Origin of the sequence: Intestinibacillus sp. Marseille-P6563 (assembly GCF_900604335.1) — a bacterium.
Taxonomy (GTDB): Bacteria; Bacillota; Clostridia; order Oscillospirales; family Butyricicoccaceae; genus Butyricicoccus_B.
The window spans coordinates 587,312-600,386 of the sequence record NZ_UWOD01000001.1 but is presented as its reverse complement, the minus strand read 5'-3'; the positions used below and the strand labels follow the sequence as shown (position 1 = coordinate 600,386).

The window sequence follows — 13,075 nt, the reverse complement described above, 5'->3', positions numbered from 1 at the left end:
AAAAAAGAATATTTGCAAAGTAAGAAAAAAGCAAGATTTCATCCAACGTGACGAAGCAGTTTTTATGTTATAATACAGTAGAATTATCATAAAAACCAATCCGATCGAGGTGAGATGAATGAAAAGTGACCGTGCGATTCATCGGCGTGTGCTTGACTATGCCTATATGGATATGGATGCGCTGTATCAGGACTTTCATATTTCAGAGCAAGGATACAGCGATGAAGAGATCGAAGAAAGTCGTATCAAATACGGAAAGAATGTCTTGTCCGGCAGAGCGTCCGATACGGTACTCTATCGCTTGCGGAGAGCCTTTATCAATCCGTTCACGATCATCCTGTTTGTGCTGGCTGCCATATCCTTTTTAACCGATGTTGTGCTGGCATCCAATTTCAGTCGGAATATTACGACTGCGGCCATTATTCTATGTATGCTGCTGATTAGTGGCATTGTGCGATTTATTCAGGAACTCCGCGCAAAACGTGTGGCAGATCATCTGACAAAAATGGTTTCTTCCACTGTGATGGTACGTAGGAATGGGAAATGGACGAAGATTTCCTCCACAGAACTCGTGGTGGGTGACCAAGTGCGTCTTCTGGCCGGAGATCGTGTACCGGCGGACATTCGGTTGACTGCGGCAAAGGATTTGTTTATCTCGCAATCCGTCCTTACGGGTGAGAGTGGGATTTTGGAGAAGAATGCCAGGAGCCTTTTCCGGGGACAGGCGCATTCTTATTCCGATTATAAGAATCTCATGTTTATGGGCTCCTTGGTTACTGGCGGTATGGGTGAGGGCATCGTACTGGCGGTATGGGTGAGGGCATCGTACTGGCGGTTGGTAAAGATACCGTTTATGGCGGATTTTCGACAGCGGAATCTCACCTAAAAAACGGCTTCGATCAGGGTGCAAACTCGATTGCATGGGTACTCATCCGCTTTATGACGGTTTTGATTCCTGTCGTATTCATCGCCTGTGGACTGACGAAAGGCGACTGGGTTTCTGCCTTTTTGTTTGCGCTTTCGGTTGCCGTTGGCCTGACTCCAGAAATGCTTCCAATGGTGATCAATGCTTGTCTGGCCAAAGGTAGTGCAGCAATGGGCACAAAGCAGACCGTTGTCAAAAACATCAATGCCATGCAGGGATTTGGCAGTATGGATATCCTATGCGTGGACAAAACCGGGACTTTAACTGGCGATCGAATATCGCTGGAATATTACATGGACATTCTGGGAAACGAAAGCCAGCAGGTTTTAGATTTTGCCTATTTAAACAGCCTCTATCATACTGGTGTCCAAAATCACTTGGACGATGCCATTCTCAAATATCGGGAAATGCCGGGGTACAGTATACACTATCAGGAGTTAGAAGGGCAGCATCCAAAGCTGGACGAACTTCCTTTTGATCATGAGCGAAGGTTTGCCAGTGTTCTTGTGCGACACAAAGAGGAAAATTTTCTTATTATCAAAGGCAGCATTGATGAAGTGTACCACAGATGTAGCGATATTGAGTATAAAGGGGAACGACGAAGCATGGATGCCAATGGAGAGGCGAGCATCCATGCGATTGTAGACGAAATGCTGGAAGACGGCATGAAAGTTCTGGCGGTGGCGTATAAACCCATGGAGAAGGCGAGGTTATCGCGGGAAGACGAGAAGGACCTGATTCTACTGGGATATCTGGCATTTTTTGATGCACCCAAGCGAAGCGCCGCTGCTGCAATGGATAAACTGCAAAAACTCAATGTTGACGTAAGGGTGTTGACTGGGGCTCATCGGGATGTTGCGGCTTCCATCTGTCGAAGACTGGGGATTGATACTGCACACACTCTAACAGGCGGAGAACTGGAACAGTTGACCGACAACGAAATTCCGATACAGATTGAGCGCACCACAGTCTTTGCAGAACTGTCACCAAAGCAGAAAGTTGAAATTGTGCAGATGTTGCGGACAAACGGACACACAGTAGGCTTTTTGGGAGACGGCATGAATGACTTGCCGGCGATTGTGGAGTCAGATGTGGGAATATCCGTAGACACAGCGGCAGAGGCTGTCAAAGAAGGAGCAGATGTTGTTCTGCTGGAAAAAGATTTAAATGTCTTGGAAGAAGGAATCAAAGAAGGGCGGAAAGCATTCGCCAATGTGTCAAAATATATTAAAATCACAGCCTCTTCTAACTTCGGAAATATCTTTTCCATCGTGATTGCCAGCGTGTTTTTACCCTTTTTCCCGATGACTGCATTGCAGCTTCTGCTGTTGAATCTTCTGTATGATATTTTATGCCTGGTTCTTCCTTGGGATCAGGTCGATGCGGATTTGTATTCCAAACCGTTGGAGTGGTCGGGCAGAACTTTGGGCCGCTTTATGCGGTTTTTCGGGCCGATCAGCTCCTGTTTTGATATTCTTACCTTTGCGTATTTGTTTTTTGTTTTGTGTCCATCGGTTTGCGGTGGTGCCTTTTCTGCTTTGGCGGGAAGTGCCGAACAGGCCCGCTTTATCGCGCTATTTCAGACCGGGTGGTTTCTGGAATCCATGTGGACACAGGTGCTCATTCTGCATCTTTTGCGGACACAAAAGGTGCCGCTTTTGCAAAGTAGGCCGTCCCGACCAGTCATGCTGGTGACTTTACTGGGCACAGCACTGTTTACGCTCCTCACATTCACGCCAATTGGTGAACTGATTGGGCTGACCGCTTTGCCGCCGGTCTATTTCGTTTTTTTGGCACTCACAGTGTTGCTATATCTGTTGTGGGTTACATTGGCCAAGCGGTGGTATCTCTGGCGGCATCATGAATTGCTTTGAGAAAGGAGGAATCTGTTATGAAGAAACATATTGATTTTGTCGCTTTGGATTCCTCCTTGGTCAAGTGGCTTTAAGTGGCTTTTAGATAAACTGCGAACTTCTGCAATCAGCACACCAAGCGCACAGGAACTAAGCGAAGGGCTTCGGAATTTAATGGACGGCACAGCGGGCTCTCTAATGCTGGAACTGGGAGAGGGTGAGTTTCCAACAGCTGGGGGAGACATAATCTGTTGTGGCACACTGTCTATTGATTGGAGATTGCGTAAGGTGAGCCGAGAAGGGATAGAGATTTCATTAACCCCTAAAGAGTTTGACATTTTATATTTTTTGGCCCGCAATCGCGGTGAGGTGTTCACAAAAGAACAGATTTACCAGGCTGTGTGGGAAAACGATTACTTGCTGGACGATAGCAATATCATGGCGTTTATCCGAAAACTTCGCAAGAAAATCGAGCCTAATCCGGATTCGCCCGAATACATCCTGACGGTTTGGGGCATCGGCTATAAGTTTAACGATCATCTATAATTCTTACCATATCGCAAGAAAATCGCAAGGTTTTGACCATGTGATCTTTCTTGCGATTTTTTTATACTGGTTTAGGACGAAAAGAGGTGAATGACATGGACTCTGATAGCGGTCCGCGAAGGTTAGTACATGGACAATGGAGTCCCATGTCGTGTACTGCCTTGATTTCATTCAAGGAGGTTGATCATCATGAACAAGAAAGAAAATCGCATTTCTGCGCGTCAGGCTGCGGAAAAGGCAGCAATCCGAGACGAACAGAAGCGCCGCATCGAACATGCGGCAACAAATCCGATAAAAGGTGTTTTGCAAGAATTACACACGACGCTTCGTGGTCTGGACATGGAAGCAGTGTCTGCAAGCCGAGCCCAATATGGCAGCAATAAAGTAACCCATGAAAAGAAAAAATCCTTGGTAAGACGGTTGGCTGACGCGTTTATCAATCCGTTTACCGCGATTCTGTTCTTTTTGGCCCTGGTATCCACAATGACCGATATGGTTTTTCCGTATTTGTCTCTGTTCGGAAGCACACCGGAGGATTTCGACTGCCTGACCGTCGTGATTATCATGACCATGGTCATCATTTCGGGTACGCTCCGCTTTGTGCAGGAATCCAGAAGCGGGAATGCAGCGGAAAAACTTCTGGCCATGATCACCACTACCTGCACCGTTACCCGAAGAAATCAGGAAAAAGCAGAAATTCCTATGGATGAATTGGTTGTGGGAGATATGATCCATCTGTCTGCTGGTGATATGATTCCGGCCGATGTGCGCATTTTGGAGTCAAAGGATTTGTTCATCAGTCAAGCCAGCTTGACTGGCGAGAGCGAACCGGTGGAAAAAATGCCCCATGTCAGCAAGCCGCAGGAAAGTGAAACGGATTATATGAACATTGCATTCATGGGAAGCAATGTGGTTTCAGGCAGTGCGACCGCCGTGGCTGTGTGTGTCGGGGACAATACGCTGTTCGGCTCCATGGCATCCGCTGTTGCAGGAGAAGCCGTGGAAACGAGCTTTACCAAAGGCGTCAATGCGGTTTCCTGGGTTCTTATCCGCTTTATGGCAGTCATGGTTCCGTTGGTATTCTTCATCAATGGTATCACCAAAGGAGACTGGCTGGCAGCGTTTCTATTTGGTATTTCGATTGCCGTGGGTCTGACTCCGGAAATGCTTCCGATGATCGTGACCACCTGTCTTGCCAAGGGCGCGGTATCGATGAGCAAAAAACAGACGATTGTCAAGAATCTAAACTCGATCCAGAACTTTGGGGCAATCGATATTCTTTGCACGGATAAAACCGGGACCTTGACACAGGATCAGGTCGTTCTGGAATATCATTTGAATGTCAATGGCGAAGACGATACCCGCGTTTTGCGTCACGCGTATCTCAACAGCTATTTCCAGACGGGATACAAAAATATGATGGATCTTGCCATTATTCATAAGACCGAGGAAGCAGAGGCAGAGGACCCGCGGTTGGTGGATTTATCGGAACATTATCGGAAAGTAGACGAAATTCCCTTCGATTTTGCGCGGCGCCGGCTGACCACCGTTGTGCAGGACAAAACCGGGAAAACACAAATGGTAACCAAAGGCGCTGTGGAGGAAATGCTGTCCATTTGCTCGTTTGCAGAGTGTGACGGCACGGTGCAGTCTTTGACGGATGAAGTGCGCCGCCGCATTCTTCAAACCGTGGATGACCTCAATGATAAGGGATTCCGCGTACTTGCGATTGCACAAAAAAGCAATCCCTCTCCGGTCGACACATTTGGCGTAAAAGATGAATGTGATATGGTGCTGATTGGCTACCTGGCTTTTCTTGATCCGCCCAAGGAATCGACTGCGGATGCTATCCGAGCATTGAAAGATCATGGTGTCACCACCAAAATTCTAACGGGAGATAATGACAAGGTAACCCGTACGATTTGCAAACAGGTGGGGCTCAAGGTACGGAATATGCTGCTGGGAGCTGATCTCGAGCATATGAGTGATGCCGAATTGGCGAAAGCAGCCGAATCCACCGATGTATTTGCCAAGCTGACCCCAGATCAGAAGGCGCGTGTGGTCTCCATACTTCGAGAGAATGGTCATACGGTCGGCTTCATGGGGGACGGCATCAATGATGCCGCAGCCATGAAGTCAGCTGACATCGGTATTTCGGTGGACACCGCCGTAGATGTGGCAAAGGAATCGGCGGATATCATCCTGCTGGAAAAGGACTTGATGGTTCTCGAGCAGGGAATTATCGAAGGCCGCAAAACCTATGCCAACATGATCAAGTAGGGCAATCCCAAATTCTGTGTAAAGGTCATTTGTGGTGCAAATAGAGCGAAATTTATCATGGGCGGCAGACGGGTAAAACGGCTGCCGCCTTGTTAACAACATAACGCCAGCGAGAGGGGATGTCAAGACGAAGGCATTCATATCCCCTCAGCCATCGATCTGAACGGGCATTACTCAGGCATGCGCTCAGCGAAGTAGACAGCCATCTGGGCGTGGATCACACTCCAGTCCTGCCGCCGGCCGGTCCACTTTTTCGTGATATCCATCATGGCCAGATACAGCATTTTCAGCAGGCTGTCATCGGTGGGAAAGACGGATTTGGCTTTGGTCACCTTACGCAGCTGGCGGTTGAAGCCCTCAATAGCATTGGTGGTGTAAATCAGCCGCCGCACCTCCTGAGGGTACTTGAAATAGGTGCTCAGGTTTGCCCAGTTGTCCCGCCAGGACTGGGAGATTTTCGGATATTTCCGGTCCCAGTGCTCCCCGAAGGTATCCAGGGCATCCAGTGCTGCCTGCTCATCTACGGCGGCATAAACTGCCTTCAGATCAGCCATAAGCGCCTTTAAGTCCTTGTAGGACACATATTTACTGGAATTGCGCAGCTGATGGATGATGCAGTTCTGAATTTCGGTTTGAGGAAAGGTGGCATGGAAGGCCGCATCAAATCCGGCAAGGTTATCCGTGCAGGCGATGAAAATATCCTCCACACCACGGTTCCGCAGGCCGTTAAGCACGGTCGCCCAGAACTTGGCGCTCTCATTTTCGCCTACCCACATGCCAAGTACATCTTTCCGGCCATCCAGATCAATGCCTATGGCAATATACACCGCTTTCTTTACGATCTGCCCCTCGCTGCGGACATGGTAGTGGATGGCATCCAAAAATACCACGGCGTAGATGGACTCCAAAGGCCGCTGCTGCCACTCTTTGGCCACAGGCAGGATCTTGTCCGTGATCCGGCTGACCGTGCTGTCCGAGACCGAAATACCGTAGATATCCTGAATATGGGTCTCAATATCTCCGGTGGTCATCCCCTTGGCATACATCGACAGGATCTTTTCCTCGATATCCTGGCTGATGCTGGTCTGGTTCTTTTTCAGCACCTGCGGCTCAAACTCGCCTTTCCGGTCCCGAGGAACCGACACATCCACCTCGCCAAAGCTGGTACGCAGCCTTTTGCTGCTGTGGCCATTACGGCTGTTGTCTGTGTTCTTGTTCTTGTAGTCGTATTTGCTGTAGCCCAGCTCGTCATCCAGTTCCGCCTCCAGGCCGTTCTCCATGAATTCGGCTATGGTCTCTTTGAACAGGTTTTGAATGTCATCCATGCTGCCGATATTCGCCATCTGCAGCAGTTCGCGGATTTTCTCCCGCCGGGCCTTTTCTTCCGGCGTGCGATTCTTTCTGGCCATATGTATAACCTCCTGTGTGATGCTTCTATTCTACACCACTCAGGAGGTTTACACATAATTTGAAGAAGCCTCGATCAAGTACATTAAGATGACGGCTTCGTCCAACTTCGGAAATATGTTTTCGGTGTTGGCTGCATCGGCGCTATTGCCTTTCCTTCCGATGATGAGCGTACATCTGATTTTCTTAAACCTAATCTACGACCTGTCCTGTACTGCGATCCCCTGGGACAATGTGGACGAGGAATTTATTGCAAAGCCCCGGAAGTGGGATGCATCCAGTGTGGGTAATTTCATGATCTGGCTTGGACCAACCAGTTCCATCTTTGACTTTACGACCTATTTGTTTATGTACTTCGTATTTTGCCCGCTGTTTGTCTCGAAAGGCGTGCTGTTCAACGATTTGCCCGCCCATTTCAGCGGGGCAGAGCTGGCCATGATGCAGGCAAAATACATTGGATTGTTCCAAGCTGGTTGGTTCGTGGAATCTATGTGGAGCCAAACGCTTGTGATCCATATGATCCGTACGCCCAAGCTGCCTTTTATCCAAAGCAGAGCCTCTACGCCGCTGACGCTGCTGACCATGACTGGAATTGCAGTACTTACGATCATCCCGTTTACACCCCTTGGAACTATCCTTGGCTTTGTGGCTCTGTCTCCCGCTTACTTCGCCTACTTGATTCCGTGTATTCTGCTTTACATGGTGTTGGCTACCAGCTTGAAAAAAGCCTATGTGCGGCACTACGGTGAACTGCTTTAAAGATTGGAGGTATTTTTTATGAATTGGGCAACTCTTTGGACAAACTTATTTGGTACGACATCCTTTTTGGGAATTGATATGGGCTTTTGGATGGGAATGGCAGCTGTTTTGCTGATTGTTATTCTGATGAATGTGGTATTCTGGAATATGAAGTCCAAAAGAAAAGACGGATTTTCTGACTTGTGAAACCCATCCTTCAGGATTGCTGCGATTGGACCGAGTTTGTACAAGGGGAGCGATCTGGAATTGTAAATTATTTGAGGTTATGGTATACTCACTACAAGACAGGATGTAGGAAAGAAGGTGAAGATTGTGTTGTTGGTGCAGCTGAAAGAGATGAAGAACTTCACAAATCACGAAAAGGATGTTGCAAACTATATTCTGACGCACATGGATCAAATTCCAGATATTTCAGCCGGAGAACTTGCCAAGGAGTCGCTGACCAGCAAGGCAACCGTGGTTCGTCTGAGCCAGAAACTTGGCCTGTCCGGATATCAGGAATTGAAGCTCAAATTGATTGCAGAAGTCAATCAGAATGAGCGCATCGGGCAGATTCTAGCCAATGAACCGATCACGCCGCAAAGTTCCTACTCGGATATTATCCATACCATTCCGGGACTGTATGACAAGGCAGTCACCAATACGCGGCTGACGCTGAACAAGACCGACATGCTGCGCATCAACCACTTTTTGCAGGAAGCCGAGTGCATTGATATCTATGGTACAGGGATTAGCTATACGCTGGCACAGGGCGCGGCGTTTAAGTTTGCAACGCTCGGCGTGGAAAGCTCTGCCTATGAGAGCATCAACGGTCACTATCTTGCGGCCCGAAAGCATAAAAAGACGGTCGCCTTCGTGATCAGCTTTACGGGAGCCAATCGCACGGTGGAAACCATGGCACAGTATCTGCGCACTGCCACGCATAATCATGTGGTTGGGATTCTGGGCCCGCACAACCAGAGAACCCGTCCATGGTGCCATGAGGTCGTAGAAATTCCCAATCGTGACTCTATTCTGAGCTTGGATGTTATCACTTCCTTTGCGGCAAGCAATTACGTCTTTGATATCTTTTTTTCTCTGTTGCTCTCGCGCTGTCAGGAACAGCACGTGCAATCTTCACTGGAAATGGTCCGTCACAGGAACCTTCTGCTCAATGAAAACTTTGATGCGTAATCGCTTTTTGAACCGATGTTTCACCAGCATCGGTTCTTTTTTTATGTATTTTGAACCGATGGACCGAAATGCATTTTGCACATTGTATTTGGTGAAAATATGTATTATTTTAGTGTTACCGCACAGAAGAACGGGAATAGAAACAGGAGGTAAGATATGGGAAAGTATGATGAACTGGCCAAAGACATTGTAAAAAATGTCGGCGGAAAGGAAAATGTAGCAGGACTTGTCCACTGCATTACGAGACTTCGCTTCACGCTCAAGGATGAAGGAAAAGCCAGCGACGAAGTGCTCAAGGCAATGAATGGTGTTGTCACGGTCATGAAGAGCGGCGGACAGTATCAAGTCGTCATTGGCAATCATGTAGCTGAGGTGTACGACGATGTATGTGCTGTGCTGGGCATGAAGGAAGACAGTGCCGCTCCGGCAGAGCCCAAGAAGGGCAAGTTGCTCGATCGTGCGATTGACGTTGTATCGGGTATTTTCCAGCCGATCTTGGGTATTATGGCCGCTTGTGGCATGCTCAAGGGATTTAATACCCTCTTTGCAACGCTGGGACTGTACACCACGACCAGCGGTATCTACTTAATCATCAATGCAGCGGGTGACGCACTCTTCAACTTCCTGCCGCTGTTCCTGGGCTATACAGCGGCGAAAAAGTTTAATTTGAAGCCCATGCTGGGTCTGGCGATTGGCGCTGCACTGTGCTATCCGGCCATTCAGTCAAGCGCTCTGTCTGCGGCAGGCGAACCGCTCTATACACTATTTGAAGGCACGATGTTTGCCTCGCCGGTATACATGGACTTTTTGGGTCTGCCCGTGATTGCGGTCGATTATACTGGTACCGTGATTCCAGTTATTCTCTCGGTTTGGTTTGCATCCAAGTGCGAAAAATTTTTCAACCGCATTGTACCGGAGCTGGTCAAGTTCTTCTTTGTCCCCATGCTCACGCTGCTGATCACGCTGCCGGTTACGCTCATGTTGCTCGGTCCGATTGCAACTTTCGGTTCTACACTCATCTCTGAGTTCACCCTGACCATCCGCAGCTTTAGCCCGCTGGTTGCCGGTGCAATCGTCGGTCTGACTTGGCAGATCCTAGTCATCTTCGGCATGCACTGGGGATTTATCCCGGTTTACATCAACAACGTGATGACTCTGGGCTACGATAATGTTATGATGCCTTTCTTTGCCTGCACCTTTGCAACTTCTGCGGTTGTTCTGGCGATTTTCTTTAAGACTAAGGACAAGAAGCTCAAGGAAATGGCAATTCCGAACTTTATTTCCGGTATTTTCGGTGTCACCGAACCGGCGATTTACGGTATCCTGCTGCCGCTCAAGAAGCCATTCATCATCAGCTGCATTGCAGGCGGTATCGGCGGTGCATTTTATGGATATTTCAACTTCCGTAAGTTTATCCTGGGCGGTATGGGCATCTTCGAGCTGCCCAACATGATGAACCCGGATGGTTCGATGGGTAACATTATCGTTGCACTCGTTGGTATTGCAATTTCGATGGCCGTTGGCTTTGTGCTAACTATGGTATTCTATCGTGACCCGGAAAAGGCCGTGGAGACTGCACAGTCGACTGATGTGGCATCTCAGCAAACTCCGGCAATCGAAACCGAAAAAATGGTCATCGCAAGCCCGGTGAAGGGCAAGGCCATTGCTCTCAGCGAGGTACAGGACGAGGCATTCTCTACCGGCGTACTGGGGCAGGGCGCTGCGATCATCCCCGAGGACGATACGATCTATGCCCCGGCAGACGGCACCATCGCCACGATGTTCCCGACCGGTCATGCTATTGGTATGCTGACTGATACCGGCGTAGAAATCCTGATTCATGTCGGTATGGACACCGTTCAGCTGGACGGCAAGGGATTTGAGCCGCTGGTGCAGTCCGGCGATACGGTCAAAAAGGGACAGAAGCTCTTAAAGTTTGACCGCAAACTCATCGAAGAGGCTGGATACTCTTTAACGACGCCAGTTATTATCACAAATTCCGATGATTATGCCGCTATTACGCCTGCAAACATCGGAACTGTCAACGCGGGAGATCCGTTGCTGACACTTTCTTAAACCACAGTCGGAGGACAACTATGCGAAAAGATTTTTTATGGGGTGGTGCAACAGCTGCCAATCAGTGTGAGGGCGGCTGGCAGGCCGATGGCCGCGGCATGGCGATTGTAGACGTACTGCCTCAGGGAGAAAATCGTTTGCCGGTGATGCAGGGTGTGATGGATTATCGCACCCTGCCCGAAGGCACACGCTATCCTGGACGGGATGGCATCGATTTGTACGGTCATTACAAGCAGGATATCGCGCTGTTTGCCGAGATGGGCTTCCGCTGCTATCGCTTTTCCTTCTCTTGGTCGCGTATTTTCCCGACCGGTGAGGAGACGCAGCCCAACGAAGCTGGATTGAAATTCTATGAAGATTTCATCGATGAATTGCTGCGTTATGGCATTGAGCCGATCGTTACCATCTGTCATTTCGATCTGCCGCTGCATCTGGTAGAAAAATACGGTTCCTGGCGCAGCCGCACGGTGATTGAGGCATATTTGCGCTATTGTGAGGTCATTTTCCGCAGATTTCGCAAGAAGGTTCGTTACTGGATTACCTTTAACGAAATCAATATGCTGATGCACCTGCCGTTTATGGGCGCAGGCATTCGGTTCGAACCGGGAGAAAATCCCCTTGCGGTCAAGTATCAGGCAGCGCATCATGAGCTGGTCGCATCTGCACTGGCCACCCAGCTGGCGCACAAGATCAATCCCGATTGCCAGGTGGGCTGCATGATCGCAGCCGGCAGTGTGTATCCATACAGCTGCCGCCCGGAAGACGTATGGGAGAGCATGCAGAAGGATCGCGAAGCCTACTTTTTTATTGATGTGCAGGCGCGTGGTGCGTACTCGACTTATGCGAAAAAACTGTGGGAACGCGAAGGAATTACGGTAGATGTGACCGAGGAAGATGCACACATCCTGAAGGAAAACACAGCAGACTTTATCGCGCTTTCTTATTATAACAGCCGGTGTGTGCGCACCGACGGACAAGGCGAAGCTACGGGCGGTAATGTGTTCGCATCCGCAAAGAACCCGTATCTGATGTGCAGCCAGTGGGGCTGGCCGATTGACCCGATGGGTTTTCGCATCACGCTCAATGCGCTGTATGATCGGTACGAGAAGCCGCTCTTTGTGGTGGAAAACGGTCTGGGCGCGGTTGACGTGCTCACACCCGAGCGTACGGTGATGGATGATTACCGAATTGACTATTTACGCACCCACATTCAGGCGATGATGCAGGCTGTCGACGAGGATGGTGTGGATATTATGGGATATACGCCGTGGGGCTGTATCGATCTAGTCAGCGCCACCACGGGGGAAATGTCGAAGCGATATGGCATGATTTATGTGGATCAGGACAATGATGGTCATGGCACGGGCGAGCGCATTCGTAAAAAATCGTTCTACTGGTATCGCGATGTGATTGCCCACAATGGTGAAAACTTATGACTTTCTTCCATTGACTAAGCCATTACATATAAATAGGACATAAATAGGACAGAGATAAAGTTTTTTTTGGCCAGCAGCCTGTTAGGCGGCTGGCCTCTTTTTATGCCGTAAGGCAAACTATCACTGGGGAACCGGGAATGTGTATCCGAGTTGACCTTAACAAATCTGTAAAAAGTAAGGTATATAACTTAAAATAGTTCGTAAAACCATCCATGAGGGGCTGGGTTATGAAGTGTTTCTTGAAATAATAGCTGGTGGAAAGCCATATTGTGGAGCATCACTATTATATTCTTCGCCCGAGCGGGCTTTTTTTGTATTGCACAGATGGAAAAGTTATTTTACTTTTGAAGTGGAGCAAATATCTGAATGTAAAAAAACAAGAAGGGAGTTTGAGCGGTCAGATTATTTGACAGAATCTCCAAAAGAATAAAAAATGCTAGAAGAAAAGGGACAAATCGTGTCCACTTGCTTCTGGTATTCTTTTTTTGTAGGTTTATCACCATATGGAAAATAACACTTTCTCATTTTGTTGTATCGATAGGAATATTGCATCTGCTGAGGGCAAAAGGAGTAGTTTGTAATCTGGCTAAAGACTATCTGGAAGTCCAACTACTTAGTAA

Annotated in this window: 7 protein-coding genes and 3 pseudogenes; 9 read left to right on the top strand and 1 reads right to left on the bottom strand. The window is 48.6% G+C overall.

Features of this window, described 5'->3' with window-relative positions; translation table 11 throughout:
• Nucleotides 1–118: 118 nt before the first annotated feature.
• The 4 genes and pseudogenes from EFB11_RS17505 to mgtA (EFB11_RS03170) form a co-directional block, all read left to right on the top strand.
• Nucleotides 119–886, top strand: coding sequence for a P-type ATPase (locus tag EFB11_RS17505; protein WP_442906811.1), 768 nt, complete (start codon nucleotides 119–121; stop codon nucleotides 884–886).
• Entirely contained in the window at nucleotides 811–2,799 is a 1,989-nt protein-coding gene (gene mgtA / locus EFB11_RS03180) for a magnesium-translocating P-type ATPase (protein ID WP_442906810.1), read from the top strand. Before EFB11_RS17505 ends, mgtA (EFB11_RS03180) begins: the two co-directional genes overlap by 76 nt.
• Before the next feature lie 17 nt (nucleotides 2,800–2,816).
• A pseudogene (locus EFB11_RS03175) lies at nucleotides 2,817–3,324 on the top strand (winged helix-turn-helix domain-containing protein).
• Nucleotides 3,325–3,513: 189 nt separating this feature from the next.
• Nucleotides 3,514–5,601: pseudogene (gene mgtA, locus EFB11_RS03170) on the top strand (magnesium-translocating P-type ATPase); the annotation flags it as partial.
• Nucleotides 5,602–5,774: 173 nt separating this feature from the next.
• On the opposite strand, the gene EFB11_RS03165 reads toward mgtA (EFB11_RS03170), so the two are convergent.
• Entirely contained in the window at nucleotides 5,775–7,013 is a 1,239-nt protein-coding gene (locus EFB11_RS03165; protein WP_122788892.1) for an IS256 family transposase, read from the bottom strand.
• 73 nt (nucleotides 7,014–7,086) lie between these two features.
• Between EFB11_RS03165 and EFB11_RS03160 the strand changes: the two are divergent.
• From EFB11_RS03160 to EFB11_RS03145, 5 genes and pseudogenes are all read left to right on the top strand, one after another.
• A pseudogene (locus EFB11_RS03160) lies at nucleotides 7,087–7,770 on the top strand (cation transporting ATPase C-terminal domain-containing protein); the annotation flags it as partial.
• An 18-nt stretch (nucleotides 7,771–7,788) separates the two neighbouring features.
• Nucleotides 7,789–7,956 carry a hypothetical protein gene (locus EFB11_RS16725; protein ID WP_164706581.1) on the top strand — a complete coding sequence of 56 codons (168 nt, stop codon included), beginning with the start codon at nucleotides 7,789–7,791 and terminating at the stop codon, nucleotides 7,954–7,956.
• A 117-nt stretch (nucleotides 7,957–8,073) separates the two neighbouring features.
• Nucleotides 8,074–8,943: a MurR/RpiR family transcriptional regulator gene (locus EFB11_RS03155; RefSeq protein ID WP_243115151.1), complete on the top strand. Its 870-nt coding sequence runs from the start codon at nucleotides 8,074–8,076 to the stop codon at nucleotides 8,941–8,943.
• A 156-nt stretch (nucleotides 8,944–9,099) separates the two neighbouring features.
• Nucleotides 9,100–11,019 (top strand): beta-glucoside-specific PTS transporter subunit IIABC, encoded by a 1,920-nt coding sequence (locus EFB11_RS03150; protein ID WP_122788891.1) that lies wholly within the window; start codon nucleotides 9,100–9,102, stop codon nucleotides 11,017–11,019.
• A 20-nt stretch (nucleotides 11,020–11,039) separates the two neighbouring features.
• A complete protein-coding gene (locus EFB11_RS03145; protein ID WP_122788890.1) occupies nucleotides 11,040–12,455 on the top strand; it encodes a 6-phospho-beta-glucosidase in 1,416 nt (471 codons plus the stop codon).
• The last annotated feature ends 620 nt before the right edge of the window (nucleotides 12,456–13,075 follow it).